Here is an 18,378-nt window from a genome sequence, read left to right on the forward strand (position 1 = left end):
TCATGTCACAAGTCACTGAAAATAAAGTTGTCGCTGCACCGGTGCCGATGACCCCGCTGCAGGAGTTCTGGCACTATTTCAAACGCAATAAAGGCGCGGTCGTTGGGCTGGTGTATGTGCTCATCATGCTGATTATTGCCGTATTCGCTAACGTCCTGGCGCCGCACAACCCGGCGGATCAGTTCCGCGATGCGCTGCTTGCGCCGCCGGTCTGGCAGGATGGCGGCACCTGGTCACATATTCTTGGCACCGACGATGTAGGTCGCGATACGCTGTCCCGTCTGATGTTCGGTGCGCGTCTGTCGCTGCTGGTCGGTTGCCTGGTGGTGGTGCTGTCGCTGGTTGCCGGTATTGTGCTGGGGCTTGTCGCCGGCTACTTCGGCGGTCTGATCGACAATATCATTATGCGTGTTGTCGACATCATGCTGGCGCTGCCAAGCCTGTTACTGGCGCTGGTGCTGGTGGCCATCTTTGGCCCGTCGATCGTTAACGCCTCGCTGGCGCTCACCTTTGTGGCCTTGCCGCACTATGTCCGACTCACCCGCGCTGCCGTACTGGTGGAGGTGAATCGCGACTATGTGACTGCGTCCCGCGTGGCGGGTGCCGGTGCGATGCGCCAAATGTTCGTGAACATCTTCCCTAACTGCCTTGCGCCGCTGATTGTTCAGGCGTCGCTGGGTTTCTCGAACGCCATTCTTGATATGGCTGCTCTGGGCTTCCTCGGTATGGGTGCGCAGCCGCCAACACCGGAGTGGGGCACGATGCTCTCCGACGTGTTGCAATTCGCGCAGAGCGCCTGGTGGGTCGTCACCTTCCCTGGCGTTGCGATCCTGCTAACGGTGCTGGCATTTAACCTGATGGGCGACGGTTTGCGTGATGCGCTCGACCCCAAACTGAAGCAGTAAGAGGCTCGAGATGGCGTTATTAAATGTAGATAAATTATCGGTGCACTTCGGCGACGTTGGCTCCGAATTCCGCGCCGTAGACCGCATAAGCTACAGCGTAAATCAGGGTGAAGTGGTTGGCATTGTCGGTGAGTCCGGTTCCGGTAAATCGGTCAGCTCGCTGGCAATCATGGGATTGATTGACTTCCCGGGCCGCGTCATGGCCGACAAGCTGGAATTTAATGGTCAGGATCTGAAACGCATATCGGAAAAAGAGCGCCGCAGTCTGGTGGGTTCCGAAGTGGCGATGATTTTCCAGGATCCGATGACCAGCCTGAACCCGTGCTATACGGTCGGTTTCCAGATTATGGAAGCCATTAAAGTCCACCAGGGCGGCAATAAAAGAACCCGTCGTCAGCGTGCCATTGATCTGCTGACGCAGGTTGGTATTCCTGACCCTGAATCGCGTCTGGATGTTTACCCGCACCAATTGTCCGGTGGGATGAGCCAGCGCGTGATGATTGCCATGGCGATTGCCTGCCAGCCGAAGCTGCTGATTGCCGACGAACCGACGACCGCGCTCGACGTGACGATCCAGGCGCAGATCATTGAACTGCTGCTGGAGTTACAGCAGAAAGAGAACATGGCGCTGATCCTGATCACTCACGATCTGGCGCTGGTAGCGGAAGCGGCGCACAAAATTATCGTTATGTACGCGGGTCAGGTGGTGGAAACCGGTGAAGCGAAAGATATTTTCCGCGCGCCGCGTCATCCATACACCCAGGCGCTGCTGCGCGCGCTGCCGGAATTCGCGCAGGATAAAGCCCGTCTGGCATCGCTGCCGGGTGTGGTGCCGGGTAAATATGACCGCCCGACAGGCTGTCTGCTCAACCCGCGCTGCCCGTATGCTACGGACCTGTGCCGCGAGCAGGAGCCTGCACTGAACACCGTCGATGGCGGGCGTCAGTCTAAATGTCACTACCCACTCGATGACGCCGGGAGGCCAACACGATGAGTACGCAAGAGGCCACCTCGCAACAGCCGCTGTTGCAGGCTATCGACCTGAAAAAACACTACCCGGTGAAAAAAGGGCTCTTTGCTCCGGAACGCCTGGTTAAAGCACTGGATGGCGTCTCCTTTACGCTGGAGCGCGGCAAAACGCTGGCGGTGGTGGGTGAATCCGGCTGTGGCAAATCCACGCTCGGTCGCCTGCTGACCATGATCGAAACCCCGACCGGCGGCGAGCTGTACTACCAGGGGCAGGATTTGCTGAAGCACGATCCGCAGGCGCAAAAACTGCGTCGGCAGAAAATTCAGATTGTCTTCCAGAACCCCTATGGTTCGCTGAACCCGCGCAAAAAAGTGGGGCAAATCCTTGAAGAGCCGCTGCTGATTAATACCGCGCTGAGTAAAGAGGCGCGGCGTGAGAAAGCACTGGCGATGATGGCGAAAGTCGGCCTGAAAACCGAACATTACGACCGCTATCCGCATATGTTTTCCGGCGGCCAGCGTCAGCGTATTGCTATCGCCCGTGGTTTGATGCTTGACCCGGATGTGGTCATCGCAGATGAACCGGTTTCCGCGCTGGACGTGTCCGTACGTGCGCAGGTGCTAAACCTGATGATGGATCTGCAGCAGGATTTGGGGCTGTCTTACGTCTTTATTTCTCACGATCTGTCGGTGGTTGAGCACATTGCGGATGAAGTCATGGTGATGTACCTCGGCCGCTGCGTGGAAAAAGGCACCAAGGATCAGATTTTTTCTAATCCGCGCCATCCTTATACCCAGGCGCTGCTCTCTGCCACGCCCCGTCTGAACCCGGATGAGCGCCGCGAGCGCATCAAGCTGACCGGCGAGCTGCCCAGCCCGCTCAACCCGCCGCCAGGCTGTGCGTTTAATGCCCGCTGCCGTCGTCGTTTTGGGCCGTGCACGCAGTTGCAGCCGCAACTGAAAGAGTATGGCGGTCAGCTGGTGGCCTGCTTTGCTGTTGATCAGGATGAAAACGGCGAGAAACCACAGGTATAATCCGTTCTCTCTGCCCGGTAGCTTGTTGCTTACCGGGCATTTTTTTGTCCGCTGGCGGCCAAATCGCTTATTTCCATTCTGGCGATAATCTTAAAACCTGATAAACGCTCCGGTTTATTTTAAAAATTTCCGGAAAACCTGCCAAAAACAGTAGTGTCGCAATAATGCCAACAGGAATAATGAGTTAGCGCAATTAGCGTCTTTTCCGACGCGAAAAGTTATTTCTGAATATGTCCTGAGGTAACTAAAAGTGTAACGCATAAATACAATAAATAGCATATCGTGCTGAATATTTAATTATAAAAAATTAATAATAACATTTTTAATATTCATTGTTGTTAATCAGCCTGATTAAAGGCTGAATCGCAGGATTAAAATTCTGTAATGATTTTAGCGTAAAAAAAAGATGGCACATGTATGGGCAATATTTATATATTTGCTGCAAATTAACAGCGTGTTTAGCACTGCTAAAACTTTTACCGCCACAATCACGCTGTTGCTAATAGAAAAGCATTACCACGTACCCACTCGTAATTGCACCGCGAAATAAAAAAACGCCATCGAGCTACCAATACCAGGACCTGTCGATCCTGACGGTGGTGGGTACAATATTTTTTTGTAAATCATGAGAATAACTATGAATCATTATGATGATTTGCAGAGGTTCAAGGACAAGACTCGTAATCAGAATCACGCTTTCAAGGATTTCTCTGCGCAGAACCTCGCGAACGACCAGGGCCACTGGAGCCTTATTAATCAGCTTTCTCCCGCCACGGACGCCTCGGTGCTGGCCCCTGGCGGCCATGTTTCCGTTCCTGTCCCCCAGACCGTTGATCCGGCGCTCTTTCACGTCAGCGATCACGAACACGCTAATGACGCGGAACCCGTAGAGCCGCTCCGTGTACCGGCCTCGTCTATTTTTCAGGGGGTTGCCAGCCAACTTGATAGCGTGGCGCCCGCGTTTAATGCCGCAGCCAGTGCCCCGGAACCCGCCAGATTTGCGCCCGTGATGCAGATACCTGCGCCGCATCCCGCCTCGCTTACTACCGCTGCGTCAGCGCGCGTCAACTACGCCAAACTTTTTGCGGCAAAAACGCCGGAAGCCAAACCGGCACCGGGCAAAAATCAGCCATTACAATCGTTGTTAGAAAGGATTGCGTCATGCCGTTAATTTGTGTGTGTTCGCCGAAAGGCGGGGTCGGGAAAACGACGCTAACGGCTAACCTGGCGTATGCGCTGGCGCGCTCGGGCAGTAAAGTGCTGGCGCTGGATTTCGATGTGCAGAACGCGTTGCGTTTGCATTTCGGCGTTCCTCTTTCCGACGGGCGCGGTTTTGTGGCTAAAGCGGGGGAATCTTCCGACTGGAGCCAGTTTGTCCTCTCCGCTGGCAGCAATATCTTTGTCCTGCCGTATGGTGATGCCAGCGAAGAGCAGCGTGTCGCCTTCGAAGAGCGTCTGACCAACGATGAGCACTTCCTCACGCGGGGGTTGAATACCCTGCTCAACTATCCCGGCCTGATTATCATTGCCGACTTCCCGCCGGGGCCGTCGGCCGCATTAAAAGCCATGTCACGGCTGGCCGATGTGCACCTGGTGACGATGCTGGCAGATACCGCGTCGCTCTCTTTGTTACCGCATATCGAAAATAACCGCCTGACCGGGGAGATCCTCAACCGTAAAGCCGGCCACTACTTTGTGATCAACCAGAGCGATAACCGTCGGCAAATCAGCCGCGACGTGACGGCGTTTATGGAGCAGCGGCTGGGCAACCAACTGCTGGGCGTGCTGCACCGGGATGAAAGTGTTGCGGAAGCCAACGCCTCACAACAGTCGGTTTTTGATTTCAGCCCGGCTTCTGCGGCGGCGTTTGATATTGAACTGATTGCGAAACGCGTCGCTGGCATTCTCGGCATCAAGATTGGCGACGGCACGGTGCACAGTAAACCCAAAATGTCTGGCTTCTAACACTCACGGGCAACCCATGAAAACGTTTCTTTATCTCTTGCTGGCGCTGGCAATGATTCCGGTCGCCCTGTTAGTGGTCATTACCCCGATGGACAGCCAGAAGCAGTACATTTTTGGCTTGATCAGCATCGGCATTTTGTTCCTGCTCGGTTTTAATAAAAAGCGCTACATCTCTTTGATTATGGTGGTGATGTCGATCCTGTTGTCGACCCGCTATATGTACTTCCGACTGACGCAAACGCTGCATTTTAATTCAGAGATTGAAACCCTCCTCGGCATGGGGCTGTTCCTCGCGGAAGTCTACGTATGGGTAATGTTGCTGCTCAGCTATTTGCAGACTGCCTGGCCCTTAAAACGTGACATAGTCCAGTTGCCGGACGACATCAGCCTGTGGCCGACGGTGGATGTGTATATCCCCACCTATAACGAACCGTTAGAGGTGGTGCGGGATACGGTGCTGGCGGCGCAGTGTATTGATTACCCGCAAGACAAGCTCAAGATCTACCTGCTTGACGACGGTAAACGTAGCGAGTTCGCCGTGTTTGCCGCCGATGTGGGGGTGGGGTATATCACGCGTAATAATAATGCGCATGCCAAAGCCGGGAACCTTAATCACGCTATGAAGCTCACCAACGGGGAGCTGATCTGCGTTTTCGACTGCGACCATGTCGCCACGCGCATCTTTCTGCAAGCTACGGTGGGCGGTTTTCTTAAGGATCCGAAGCTGGCGCTGGTGCAGACGCCGCACTACTTCTATTCGCCCGATCCGTTTGAGCGTAACCTCTCGGTCGGGCGCAATATCCCTAACGAAGGGACGCTGTTCTATGGCCCGATACAGCAAGGCAACGACAACTGGAACGCCACTTTTTTCTGTGGCTCCTGTGCGGTGATCCGCCGCAGCGCGCTGGAAGAGATTGGGGGTTTTGCCGTAGAAACCGTCACCGAAGATGCACACACCGCGCTGAAATTACAGCGCCTGGGCTGGGGATCGTCATTTATCGCAATCCCACTGGCGGCGGGCCTGGCGACCGAGCGTCTGGTTCTGCATGTGATCCAGCGTACCCGCTGGGCGCGAGGGATGACGCAGATTTTTCGCCTCGATAACCCGTTGTTTGGCCGTGGCCTGACCCTCCAGCAGCGTCTCTGTTACCTGAGCGCCATGCTCTATTACCAATTTGCCCTGCCGCGTATCGCCTTTCTGACCGCGCCGCTGGCGTATCTACTGTTTAACCTGAACATTATTCACTCCTCGGCGAGCCTGGTTTTTGCGTACGCGCTACCGCACCTGTTCCTCTCTGTCTATGTTAACTCCCGTCTGAACGGGCGCTACCGCTACAGCTTCTGGGGCGAAATCTATGACCTGGTGCTGGCTTTTCACATTGCGCTGCCGACAGTGGTCACGATGCTGTTCCCGAAACGCGGCAAGTTTAACGTGACCGACAAAGGCGGCCTGCTGAACGTGGGCTACTTCGACTTTAGCGTGGTACGCCCGCATTTGATTATTGCGGTCCTGCTCGCCGCCGGGGTCATTGCCGGCATCGTGCGGGCCTGCGCGCATGACTATTTTGGTGTCGATCCACGCGTTATCGCGCTGAACGTCGGCTGGGGAGTGTACAGCCTGATCTTCCTGCTGGCGGCTATCGCCGTGGCGCGTGAAACACGACAAACGCGTAAAACAATCCGTATTGATGTCGACATCCCGGTACTGATCCACTACGCCAGCGGGATCATCTCCCGCAGCAAGACGGCGGATCTGTCGATGGGGGGCTGTCGCATCGTGGTGCCGGACACGCGCCATCTGTCCGATGACATCGAAGAGATTGAACTGTTGCTGCAATCCGGGGCGATCAGCATTCCGGTAAATGTTATTGCCAGCGATGAGCAATATATCCGGCTGATGTTTAACGACATTCCTCTGTCGCGTCGCCGTGAACTGGTGCGGGTTGTGCTTTCCCGCGCCGATGCCTGGATCCACCCGCCGAAGCCGCAGGACAACCCGTTCCGTTCCCTGCTGACGATTGTGCGTTCCGTGTTTGATCTCTTCTGGCTTACCTGGACGTCCCGCCGTGAAAATCGTCGCCTGCGGGCGGCGCAGGCAGACAGCGCAGCGTCTGCGGAGGAGCAAGCATGAAACGTCTGACTACGCTGGCGATGCTGGTCAGCGCATTATTTATTACGCCGTTGCACAGCGAAGAAACGTCTGTCGGCGCGCTCCTGCCGCTGGAACTCACTGCACCCGGGCTGACGCAGAGCACCTCAACGTTTGTGCCGTCGGTGGTCAATAGCGTTAGCCTTGCACAAATGGGCCAGCCGCAGGGCATTACCCTCAGCGGGGGGCAATTCCAGGGCGGAGTCGATTTTACCCTGCCGACAGACCAGGTGATGACCAGCGCCCGGCTGGCATTAAATCTGCGTCTCTCCCCGGCAATGGCAACGCGCAACGCCACCCTGCAACTGATGCTCAACGGCCAGCCGCTGGGCACCGTGCCGCTAAGCCTCACCGACGGCGACATTGCCCGCTACCAGCTCGATGTACCCGCAGCGTTAATGGTTTCCAGCAACAATCTCAGTTTTAAAATCAACGACGGCGATGCGATGCAGTGCCAGCGCGATCTGAATGACAAGTATCGCGTTACCATCCTGCCGGACTCTCATTTTGAACTGGAAGGGCAGCAGCTTGATATTGGTGCCGATCTGAGCCACTTCCCGCGCCCCTTCTTTGACCGTATGCAGATGACCCCGGCGGCGATTGCGATAGCGTTCGGACAGACGCTCAGCGCCGATACCCTCAGTGCCGCGGCGCTGATCTCATCGTGGATGGGTATCCAGGCCGATTATCGTGGCGTTTCCTTTGCTGCGTATCACGATCGTTTGCCGGAGAAGAACGGCATTTTGATTGGCCACCCAGGCGAGCAGATCGGCGGGCTGACATTGCCGGAAAGCGCGCAGCCGCTGCTGAAAGTGATCGATAACCCGGCGAACCCGGTTTACAAACTGCTGCTGGTGGTGGGCAAAGACGACACCGAATTGCGCGCGGCGGCCTGGCGGTTGACGCGAGGTAATTTCTCCCAGCAAACCCCGCAGGTGGATGTTGATGCGCAAACCATCCCGCTGAGCAAACCGTATGATGCGCCGCGTTGGATCCCAACCGATCGTCCGGTAAAGCTCAGTGAACTGATGCGTAAAGATCAGAGCCTGACCACCACCGGGATCTGGCACCCGCCTTTACAGGTTGCGTTTCGCGCCGCGCCGGATCTGTTCCTGTGGGACGGGGAAACCATCCCTCTGCATATTGGTTACCGCTTCCCGACCGAGAACTGGATCGACGAACAGCGCTCCTGGCTGAGCATGACACTGAATGATACGTTCCTGCATAACCTGCCGGTGAACAAGCAAGGCGCGCTGGAAACACTGTGGCATAAAGTGGGGGGCGATGCGCGACAGGAATCCTTTGATATGCCGCTCGAGCCGTACATGATTTACGGCGACAACCAGCTATCGCTGTACTTCAACATCGTGCCGAAAGCGAGCGCGCCATGCAGCACATTGTTAAACAACAATATTAAGAGCCGCATTGATGATGAGTCGTGGATTGACCTGAGCCACACTCGTCATTTTGCCTTGTTACCGAACCTCTCTTACTTCGTCGGCGCGGCCTTCCCCTTTACCCGGCTGGCGGACTACTCAGAAACCGTCTTAATGCTGCCGACAAACCCGACGGAAACTCAGCTTGCCACACTGCTCGACATGGCGGCACGTTCCGGTAATGCCACTGGTACTGCTCTGGCGCATAACCGCGTACTGCTGGGCATGCCGACGGAAGGGAATGTACAGACGCTGCTGCGTGACCGCGATGTGCTGGCCGTATCCGGTATGGATCAGCATGCGTTCAACCGTGCGCTGCTGTCCGAGTCGCCGTTTACCACGCATGACAGCACGCTGGGCGTGCGTGAACCCGGCAACTGGCAAAAAATCCGGCGCTGGCTCTCCGGCGACTGGGCGGCGCAGGGCATTGAAGCGGATCGCTACTTCTCTTCTAACGAAGCGTGGCGCGGTTTCGTCAGTTTCCGCTCACCGTGGAATGACGCACGGCTGGTGGTGCTGGCGCTGGGCAGCAACGATGAACAGCTTTCACGTTTGCATGATGACCTGAGTTCTGCACGCATTAATGCCGGTATTCGTGGTGATGCAGCGATCATCACCAATGAAAATGGCGTGCGCAGTTTCCGTGTGGGCGAGCAGTTCCCGAGTGGCGAAATGCCTGCACAGATGCGAGTGATTTGGTACGCCAACCAGCACTCGGCGCTGCTGGCGCTTCTTGGACTGCTCTTCAGCGCTCTGGGAGCCTGGGTGTTGTATATCACGCTGAAAAAACGCGAGCCTGCACGTCTGGATCCGGAGAGCCACAAGTGAAAAAGATCACCACCATGACCATCAACACCGCGCGTCGGTTATCCACATTTTGCCTCTCCGGCACCCTATTGCTCGGCGTGGCCGGGCAGGCTGTTGCCGCACAAAACGAGGCGGCAGTGAAAGCGTTGTTCGATCAGGCTAACTACTGGCACGAAAAATCCCATGACGATCTGGCGATGGAGTCGCTGAAAAAAGTGTTAATGGTCGATGCCAATAACACCCAGGCCATGTACCTGATGGCATTATGGGCGCAGCAAAACGGCGACCTGCAAACCGCCGCACAGTGGCGCGCCAGGCTGGCGAAGAGCGCGCCGAACGACAACGGCCTGCAAGCGCTGGATAACGCCAAACAGCTGGCGCAAGTCCCGCAGGGGCAATTGACCCTCGCACGGCAGCAAGCGCGTAGCGGTAACGTGCCGGCGGCGCTGGAAACATGGCGCAGTATGTTTAATGGCCCCACGCCGCCGCCAAGCCTCGCGCCGGAATATTACCTGACGATGGCGAGCGATAAAGCGCTCTATTCGCAGGCGCTGTCGCAATTGCAAAGCTTTGTCGCGCAGTACCCACAGGATAATGCCGCACGCGTTGCGCTGGGCAAAATGCTGACCTGGCGTGAAGAGACACGCCGCCAGGGGATGTTGTTGCTGGAGCCGATGGCAGGCGGCAGCCCCGAGGCAGATGCCGGGTTACGCCAGGCGTTGTTATGGCTCGGCCCGACCTCGGGCGATGAGCGCTTTTACGATACCTGGCTGCAACGCCACCCGCAGGACAGCGAGGTGCAGGCCTACTACCGCAAAAACATAGGCGGGGCGGCAAAGGGCGCGGGCTTTAACGCACTCAATAGCGGGGACACTGGCGCGGCAAAGCAGAAATTTGCACAAGTGCTGCAAACCAACCCGGACGATGCCGATGCGCTGGCGGGGATGGGGTATATCGCCCAGCGTAGCGGTGATTATAAGGCGGCGGCGCAATACCTTAACCGGGCGGCAAATCAGGGTGGCGACGCGGCAGGCGAACGGCAGAACCAGGCAGAAGACGCTGCGTTTTACGGGCAACTGGCACAGGCGCAACAAGCGTTAAAAGAGGGCAATGTCAGCCAGGCGCTGGCGCTGTCGGCCCCACTGGCGCAACAAAGTGGTGAGCGTGGCACGGCGGCGAAGCTGTTCCGCGCCGATGTGCTTCGCCAGAATAAAGATTACAGCCAGGCGGAACAGACGCTGCGCGGCGTTCTGAGCGATCAACCGCAGAACGCACCGGCGCGGGAAAACCTCTATTACGTTCTGCGCGAGCAAAATAAAGCAGAGGAAGCCCAGGCAATGCTGAGAACCCTGCCGGCGAATGTGCAGGCGAAGCTGCAACCGCGTGTGGTGGCGGGAACACCTGGCGATCCATTGCGCCGCCAGGCCCAACAACTGGCTGCTGCCGGAAACAGTGAGCAGGCCATCAGTCTGCTGCGCCAGGGCGTGGCCCGATTGCCGGATGACCCGTGGCTGCGTCTCGATTTAGCCCGTCTGTTGCAGCAATCCGGACGCGAGAGCGAAGGAGCGACGGTGATGCTCCCGGCAGGGCGTGATGGCGCGGGAGCCAGTTCGCTGTACGCAGCAGCGCTGTACGCCAGTGAAAATGGTGGCTGGCAGCAAGCCAGCTCGTTGCTGGGCCGCATTTCCCCGTCCAGCCAGAACAGCCAGATGCGCGATCTCGCTCAGCGGGTTAATTACAACCTGCAAATGGCGACTGCTGAGCGTTATCTGGCGCAGGGCAATATGACCGCCGCGTCAAATACCCTGAAAGCGTTGTCTGTTACGCCGCCAAAAAGCCCGGTAGATGCCGGCAAACTGGCGCGCATGCTGGCGCGTACTGGCGATTTGACGACAGCCGTATCGCTGGTACGGGGCAACATGCAGCAAGGGGTGCAGGGCAATGCCGGCGATTATGCCGATCAGGTTGCCGTACTGAACCAGGCCGGGCTTAACCAGGAGGCGCAAAGCTTTGTTTCCAGCCCGGAACTGCAGTCGCGCAGCACCCCGGCGCAGCTGGCGGGCGTGCGCAATGGCTACGTGATCAACGAAGCCGATCGGCTGCGTGAGCAGGGCAATTACGCCGCCGCTTACGATAAGCTGATCCGCGCTTTGCAAAACGATCCGCAGAATACCGATTTGATGTTTGCGATGGGGCGCCTGTACCAGAGCGGCAAAATGAACAAAGAAGCCGGTGTGCTGTATGACTACCTGATGACGCGTGACAGCGATGATCAGGCGGCACGCGTGGGCGCAATTGATGTGGCGCTGTCGGAAAATAACGTGACGAAAGCGCAAAGCCTGGCGAACGGGCTGCGTAGTAATAGCTCGCCGGATCGCTTGCTGCTGCTGGCGCGACTGGAAGAGGCAAAAGGCAACCACCAACAGGCAATGACTTACCTGCGTAGCGCGCGTGGCAAGCTGGTCGGGCTGGACTCGACCAACCGTGATGCGACGCCTACCCTCGGCGGCGTATTGCTGGCGGATAACCCGTTTACCACCACCAGCAAAAGCGCCGCACCGCAGTCGCTGTATGGGCAGACACTGCCGTGGCAGGTGGCCCAGGTTGCGCGTGAGCCAGGGAGTAACCTGCCGGGAACGACCCGTACCGACTTACCGGTTGAAACGGCGCAAAGCCGCACTCTGCGCCAGGTCGACGACATGATGCAGCAAATGAATGAACAAACCGGTATGTGGTTGCAGGGTGGCGTACAAATCCGTGGTCGTGATGGCGAAACCGGCACCAGTAAACTGACGGAAGCCAAAGCGCCGCTGACCTGGTCGAGTTCGCCGTTTGGCGAATCGCGTTTTGAGTTCACCGCCACGCCGGTCTCCCTCAGTTCGGGGAGCGCCTCGGGCGATGCCTGGCGTCGCTACGGCACTAACCCGCTGGCGGATGCCGCCAGTAATCTCAGTACATCGATTAAAACGGCGAATAGCTCAACGGCGACCGATGGCAGCGACAAATTCACCGATCTATCCGGTTACACCGACGCCAGCAAGTTGTCGCCTTTCACGGCGGAAGGGTACAGCAATCTGACGTCGCTGCTGGGTTCCGGTCGTCTGCAAAGCTTGAGCGAATCCAACTATAAAAAGAACTATAGCGATGCGATAAACGCTTCGACGGATTCCCAAAACGCCAGCGGTGTTGAACTGAACATGGCGTTAAGCGGCGAAAGCTACAAGCTGGATATCGGCAGTACGCCGCTCGGCCAGGATCTCACTTCGCTGGTGGGCGGCGTGAAGTGGTCGCCCAGGCTGACCAACTATTTAACCCTGATCCTGACCGGGGAGCGCCGTGCGGTGACCGACAGCCTGCTGTCATATGTCGGCTTATATGACAAGTATTCTGGCCAACGCTGGGGTCAGGTGACGAAAAACGGCGGCAGCGTGCAGCTGAGTTACGATGACGGCGATGCAGGTTTTTATGTGGGTGGTGGCGGCTACAGCTATGTGGGTGAAAACGTGGCGACCAACACCAGCATGAACGCCAATGCCGGAGTCTATTTGCGCCCGTGGCATGATGATTTCCGGCAGTTGCAAACCGGGCTGAGCGTCAGCTGGATGGATTACTCGAAAAACCTCAGCTATTTCACCTTCGGCCAGGGCGGTTACTTTAGCCCGCAGAACTATGTCAGCGTGGCTCTGCCTGTGGATCTGACACAGAAGATCGACAACTGGAAGCTGAAGCTTGGCGGCGCAGTGGGGTATCAGTCTTATACCCAGGACAAGAGCGACTACTTCCCGACAGACGGGCAGTCACAACAGATGTTGCAACAGCTGGCTGACCTGGGCTTTATCAAAGAAGCCCAGTATGGCGGACGTTCGCAAAACGGCATTGGCTATAACTTCCATGCAGGTCTGGATTACAACGTGAACAAGAAAATGACGGTGGGCGGTAACGTCAGTTACGACACCTTCGGCAGCTATAACGAAAGTACCGCAGGTGTTTATTTGCGGTACATGCTGGGAGATAAGTAATGACGACGGATAACGCGATGTTGCTGGCCTATTTTCAGCAGCAGCAGACCCCGCCGGGGTGGTTTGATCTGCTGAGCGTGATGATTGATGGCATGGTGCGTAACGTTGGCGAAGCCGAAAGCTTGCCGTTCCTGCGCCAGATGGGAGAGGCGATGGCGGATCGTGCGCCATTGCCGCCTTCGCAGACCGTGGGCGAACTGGAAGCCCATATCAATGCGCAATTGAGCCTGTTCAACTGGGGCTGTATTGATATTCAGGCCAGTGATAACGGCCTGGCTTTTCGCCACCAGGGCATGCCGGTCGCCCGTGAGGAAGCGCACCAGACGCGCTGGTGCGCGGCATTTTGCGCCATTCTCGAAGGGCTTTATTCACGCTGGTTGCAGGGGCAGGGCGGCGAGTCCGGTCTCGTCTTCAGACGTGAAAGCCTCTATTCTGTGTCGGATGTCGTATTCCGTTACGCTAACCCACAGTGAGTGAACCCATGTTGAAGCACATTTTCGCCGCAATGGTGATGATGACAAGCCTGTTGTTTTCGTCCTTCTCTCAGGCCGGAGTGGCCTGGGAGACGTATAAAGCACGGTTTCTGATGCCGGATGGCCGTATCGTCGATACCGGTAATAAGAGCATTTCCCATACTGAAGGCCAGGGCTACGCCATGCTGATGGCGGTGGCTAATAATGATAAAGCGGCCTTTGCCAGTTTGTGGAACTGGACGAACAACACCCTGAAAGACAAGGATACCGGCCTGTTTTACTGGCGTTATAACCCGGTAGAGGCTGATCCCATTGCCGACAAAAACGATGCCAGCGACGGCGATGTCCTGATCGCATGGGCATTGCTGAAAGCCGGACAGCGCTGGAATGACCCGGCGTATCTCTCTGCATCCGACGCGATTACCCAGGCCGTGCTGAAACACACTGTGACAAGCTTTGCCGGTTATCGGGTGATGTTGCCGGGGGCGAAAGGCTTCAATCTGCACACCTATGTGAACCTGAACCCCGCGTACTTTATTTTCCCGGCGTGGCAGGACTTTGCCGATCGCAGTCACCTGGTGGTCTGGCGTGAGCTGATTAAAGACGGGCAGACACTGTTGGGGAAAATGGGCTGGGGTAAAGCCAATTTGCCGACTGACTGGGTGGCGCTGGCGGCGGACGGTAAGCTGACGCCCGCTAAAGAGTGGCCGCCGCGCATGAGTTACGATGCGATCCGTATTCCGTTATATGTCGGCTGGCAGGATAAGCAAAGCCCGCTACTGACGCCGTGGCGCAACTGGTGGCAGGGTTTTAGTCGCAACCAGACTCCGGCCTGGGTGAATGTGACCACCAATGATTATTCGCCTTACAATATGAATGACGGGTTACTGGCGGTGCGTGACTTTACGCTTGGCGAGCCGCTCAGTGAGCCGCAAATCAGTGCGCAGGATGATTACTACTCTGCCAGCCTGAAAATGCTGGTCTGGCTGGCGCAACAGAAATAATGCCTTCAGCCCCTCTCCCGCCGGGAGAGGGGTAAAAACCACATCACTGCGGATACGGTACCCAGTCGCCGCCATTCAGGCGCACATACGGCTTGTCCTGGTACTGGATAACAATCGCGTTAGCATTTTCGGAAACCGGCGCGGTTTGCGGCAGGTTACTGGTCAGTTGCGTCCAGTTAACGGTGTCTTCCGTAAAGATCTTGCCATCAAGAACGCGGGTGACAATTTCCGATACTGCCAGGAAGCTGCTCGGCTGGGTGATCTCGATTGGCGCGCCCTGATGCGGAGACTTCATGCCGAAGAACTTGATAGCTGCCGGTACGTTGGTGATCGACGGGCTTGGGATATCGCGCAGGCCGGAAACCTGCATTTTATCGCCCTGCAACGCGGCGCCATGTTCCGGCACCAGTACCACCATTACCTTACGCCCGGATTGCTCAAGTTGGGTGAAGAAGGCATCCAGTTCATCAAAGAGTTTCTGCGCCCGCAGTTTGTAATCCGCTGTTTTGCGATCGCCCGGATAGTGGTTGCCGTCATGCAATGGCAGCAGGTTGTAGAAGGTGGCGGTGCGCTTACCCTGGTTATCCGCTTCGGACTCCATCCAGCGATTCAGTACAGCGGTGTCGTCGTAAATCGGCGAGCCATCAAAGGAGAGCAGGACTGGCGGAAGGCCGGCCTGGTTCATCAGTGGTACTTGCACCCCGCCGTTATCGCGGATCTCTTTCAAAAAACCGCCAAATTCACCGTTGTGATCCATCATCAACTGCTGCGTAAAGCCCAGTTTTGCGAGGTTATCAAACAGATAGCATTGCGTTCCGGCTTGCTGGTAAAGGTTGGTATGCGAGGTCTGCCCGCAGCTGGCGCGCAGCAGACGAATCGCTGCCGGGCCGCTGTAAGCCGTGGCGGAGTTGAAATGTTTAAACACCATATCGAAATGCGACCACAGCGGGTGCGACATTAAACCGGCAGCTTCAATATCGGCCCATGACAGTGAACAGATATTAATGACCAGCAAATCAAACGGCTGGGCGTCGGCGGCGAGCTGGGTCGGGAAGGTACTTTGGCGTTTGGCTTCTGAGGCATAGAAGCTGGCCAGCCACGCATTGAGATTTTCCGACGTTGGCGGCGCGGTCTGTGCGGGCATATCGCCCACGACCGGCGTATCGCCAGCAGCAGCGACTGTAGCAGCGGCGCTGCCACCCGTGGTGGTCACTGTGGTCGTTGGCTGGCCGCCCGGCCATAATGAGAATGACGGCCCGGTAAGCGTTAATACGTTCAGCCAGATCATGATCGCCACCACAAAGACCGTGACGCGGATCCATTGTGACAAAAAGAGCCAGGCAATCAGCAGAACGAACAGTGCCCCGATCATTTGCCAGTTGATAAAGCGTGTGACGAGATCCAGCAGGTAATCAGCGCTAAAACCCGCCACCTGCGCACCCTGGCTCATCATACTTTCCAGTCCTGGCAACCAGGTGTCGTGCCAGAACAGCCCGAAACCGACAGGGATAGCAATCCAGTGGCGCAGGCGGTGCAAACGCTGGCGGGGTATCGGCATTAACAGGAATGCCATAAATACCAGGTTCAGCATTGGGTGAAAATTGAGGTAACCCGCCCAAAGCAGCGCGAACTTCACCAGAAAATAGAAGTTCCAGCCTGCCAGGCCGCGCCAGTATTGCCATAACGGCGTGGCCATGGGAGTGGTCGTAGTTGGATTAGTCATGTTTACGGTCTGCCTTGACGGACGATTCACGGCGCAACACGCCGTTCGATTTCATATAGCGCGGTTTGGTAAAGGTGATGCGTAACGCGGTGCGGAGCGGGCGTGACCAGTGGCGCGCCAGATAACCCAGCGGAAAGAAGATGAGCGCGCACAGCACAATAAGCTGCACAATATCGGCAACAGACATCATGATGGACGCTCCGTTGTTTCGCTTAAAAGTCTGAACTGTTCCGGGATGCGCCGCCACACGGTGCCATCATGTTCTGCATTAATGACTTTTTTCGTTTCGCGTGTGGCCGTCAGCGGTTTTGACCATTTCTCTGGCGGCAACGAGCGCATTTGCACCAGCTCAGCGGCAATCTGGTTATCTTCAAACCACACTGTACGGTTGGAGAAAATATCCGCCGTGGGCAGCGGGAAAATATGATTCAGCGCGGTGTCGAGATCGTTGACCCGGCAGAACGATAAAAACAGCACCAGTCGGTTATCGCCAATACTGACAATATCGCCAGTTCGGTTTGGTCGGCAGAGCGTCAGCGCCTGTTCAACGCGAATACCGGGCACCGGGCGCAGCGCCACCAGCACCCCTTTGCCATCGGCTGGCAGTAACGTGTTATTGACCATATTGCCCACGGCTTCGCAAAACGTATCCCACGGCTGGAAGCCGCGCAATTTCAGCGGTTGCGTCATGGAGAGCAGGGTGGTGATATCTTCCGGCACCAGGCGGCTGAACTGCTGGCCCTGGACGCTTTCAATCAGGGTTAAGCAGCGCGACAGCGGTGCGTTCCAGGGGATCACCATATTCGCGCCACAGCCAAGCAACAGACGTTCATCGGTGGCGCGCAGGCTGGCTTTGCTCTCACGCACAATAATTTTTAGCCCGCTACCGCGCTGGCGGCGCAAGGTATGGATCTGCCGGGCGATACTCTCGATCTGATGGTTTTGCATGAGGGCGAAGATCAGTGTTGCCGCCTGGCTGGAGCGGGCTTCTTCAAACAAACCTTCGTTGGTTTCAAATAATGACCAGTGTTCTGAGAGCGGTGGCGCGCCTTCCAGTACTGCAACATGGCTAAGGATGCGTTTTTCATCACTACGAGGCTGAACAGCGGCCTCTTCCTGGCGGGCTAATTGCCAGCGCCCCTCGTGGGCCAACAGCTGCAACTGCTGACGTGCGCTTACCCCTTTTTCATTACACCACCAGGCTACATCATAAATATGCAAATCACTCTGATAACGCAGGCTCGCCATGCCGAATAGCGTGCGGTATTCACTCATCAGCATCGACGCTTGTTTATCATTGTTGCTGCCTGGGTTAATAATTAATAGCGAGCATTTGTGGTATTTCACCCATTCCTGAGTTTTTTCTAGCCATTTGTGCAAATTAGCAGTAGGGATATTCTGCCAGGCATTATTGGCACCAACCAGAATCAATAAATAATGCTCAGGCTCAATGGAGCAAAGCAAATCGCGGGTGAAAAAGTATAGACTCTTTTCCCGATTTGGCACGGAAAACAGACGGATTTTTTCAGGGCCGTGATCATTATCCAGCTCAATGATTTTACGCAGATCGTGGCCCATGCCAATAGCCGCGACTTTTGCATCTTTATCTTGCGCCGCGATGGTTTGATTTATCAGATTAATCGCATCCTGTTCCCGGTCGGTATTAATCCACCAGATACCGCCAGCAGGCATTTGACGCAATTCATCCCATAATGACTGGATGCCAATAGAAAATACGGGGTCCACGATGTCCCTCTTGCAGCGAATTTGTCTGTATCTCAGTTTACTAGCGAAAGCGAAGAAATAAACCTAACATTGAAATTAAAGAATATCAGATTTAGCATGTAAACGAATTTTCTCAGGCGCGATGCCTCGCTGTATCTATACGTGTTT

The 18,378-nt window shown here is 56.2% G+C and carries 13 protein-coding genes; 10 read left to right on the plus strand and 3 right to left on the minus strand.

All coding sequences use genetic code 11. From position 1 onward, the window contains the following. Nucleotides 1-2 precede the first annotated feature (2 nt). From dppC to ACUY4S_RS01020, 10 genes are all read left to right on the plus strand, one after another. Nucleotides 3-905, plus strand: coding sequence for a dipeptide ABC transporter permease DppC (dppC, locus tag ACUY4S_RS00975; protein WP_312690035.1), 903 nt, complete (start codon nucleotides 3-5; stop codon nucleotides 903-905). A gap of 10 nt (nucleotides 906-915) precedes the next feature. Then, nucleotides 916-1,899 (plus strand): dipeptide ABC transporter ATP-binding protein, encoded by a 984-nt coding sequence (dppD, locus tag ACUY4S_RS00980; protein ID WP_312690033.1) that lies wholly within the window; start codon nucleotides 916-918, stop codon nucleotides 1,897-1,899. Then, on the plus strand, nucleotides 1,896-2,909 hold the full coding sequence (gene dppF / locus ACUY4S_RS00985) for a dipeptide ABC transporter ATP-binding subunit DppF (RefSeq protein ID WP_458023578.1): 1,014 nt from the start codon (nucleotides 1,896-1,898) through the stop codon (nucleotides 2,907-2,909). The genes dppD and dppF overlap by 4 nt, the downstream gene beginning before the upstream one ends. 637 nt (nucleotides 2,910-3,546) lie before the next feature. Continuing rightward, the gene (gene bcsO / locus ACUY4S_RS00990; protein WP_312690029.1) at nucleotides 3,547-4,080 is read left to right on the plus strand and encodes a cellulose biosynthesis protein BcsO; all 534 of its coding nucleotides are present in this window, start codon (nucleotides 3,547-3,549) and stop codon (nucleotides 4,078-4,080) included. After that, entirely contained in the window at nucleotides 4,071-4,874 is an 804-nt protein-coding gene (gene bcsQ, locus ACUY4S_RS00995) for a cellulose biosynthesis protein BcsQ (protein WP_312690027.1), read from the plus strand. Before bcsO ends, bcsQ begins: the two co-directional genes overlap by 10 nt. A 16-nt stretch (nucleotides 4,875-4,890) precedes the next feature. Beyond that, entirely contained in the window at nucleotides 4,891-7,005 is a 2,115-nt protein-coding gene (gene bcsA, locus ACUY4S_RS01000) for a UDP-forming cellulose synthase catalytic subunit (protein ID WP_458023577.1), read from the plus strand. Further along, nucleotides 7,002-9,287 carry a cellulose biosynthesis cyclic di-GMP-binding regulatory protein BcsB gene (gene bcsB / locus ACUY4S_RS01005; RefSeq protein ID WP_312690023.1) on the plus strand — a complete coding sequence of 762 codons (2,286 nt, stop codon included), beginning with the start codon at nucleotides 7,002-7,004 and terminating at the stop codon, nucleotides 9,285-9,287. The genes bcsA and bcsB overlap by 4 nt, the downstream gene beginning before the upstream one ends. 14 nt (nucleotides 9,288-9,301) lie before the next feature. Beyond that, nucleotides 9,302-13,285, plus strand: coding sequence for a cellulose biosynthesis protein BcsC (locus ACUY4S_RS01010; RefSeq protein ID WP_312690205.1), 3,984 nt, complete (start codon nucleotides 9,302-9,304; stop codon nucleotides 13,283-13,285). Further along, nucleotides 13,285-13,758, plus strand: coding sequence for a cellulose biosynthesis protein BcsD (bcsD, locus tag ACUY4S_RS01015; protein ID WP_312690021.1), 474 nt, complete (start codon nucleotides 13,285-13,287; stop codon nucleotides 13,756-13,758). The genes ACUY4S_RS01010 and bcsD overlap by 1 nt, the downstream gene beginning before the upstream one ends. A gap of 8 nt (nucleotides 13,759-13,766) precedes the next feature. Further along, entirely contained in the window at nucleotides 13,767-14,762 is a 996-nt protein-coding gene (locus ACUY4S_RS01020; protein WP_312690019.1) for a family 8 glycosyl hydrolase, read from the plus strand. A 43-nt stretch (nucleotides 14,763-14,805) separates the two neighbouring features. Here ACUY4S_RS01020 and bcsG read toward each other — a convergent pair whose 3' ends face one another. Genes bcsG through bcsE form a run of 3 tightly spaced genes read right to left on the minus strand, consistent with a single transcriptional unit; the run spans nucleotide 14,806 to nucleotide 18,231 of the window. Continuing rightward, entirely contained in the window at nucleotides 14,806-16,485 is a 1,680-nt protein-coding gene (bcsG, locus tag ACUY4S_RS01025; RefSeq protein WP_458024237.1) for a cellulose biosynthesis protein BcsG, read from the minus strand. Continuing rightward, the gene (gene bcsF / locus ACUY4S_RS01030; protein ID WP_312690016.1) at nucleotides 16,478-16,675 is read right to left on the minus strand and encodes a cellulose biosynthesis protein BcsF; all 198 of its coding nucleotides are present in this window, start codon (nucleotides 16,673-16,675) and stop codon (nucleotides 16,478-16,480) included. The genes bcsG and bcsF overlap by 8 nt, the downstream gene beginning before the upstream one ends. Continuing rightward, nucleotides 16,672-18,231 carry a cellulose biosynthesis c-di-GMP-binding protein BcsE gene (gene bcsE, locus ACUY4S_RS01035; RefSeq protein WP_458023395.1) on the minus strand — a complete coding sequence of 520 codons (1,560 nt, stop codon included), beginning with the start codon at nucleotides 18,229-18,231 and terminating at the stop codon, nucleotides 16,672-16,674. The genes bcsF and bcsE overlap by 4 nt, the downstream gene beginning before the upstream one ends. Nucleotides 18,232-18,378: the final 147 nt, after the last annotated feature.

The organism is Kosakonia beeri (genome assembly GCF_054165705.1).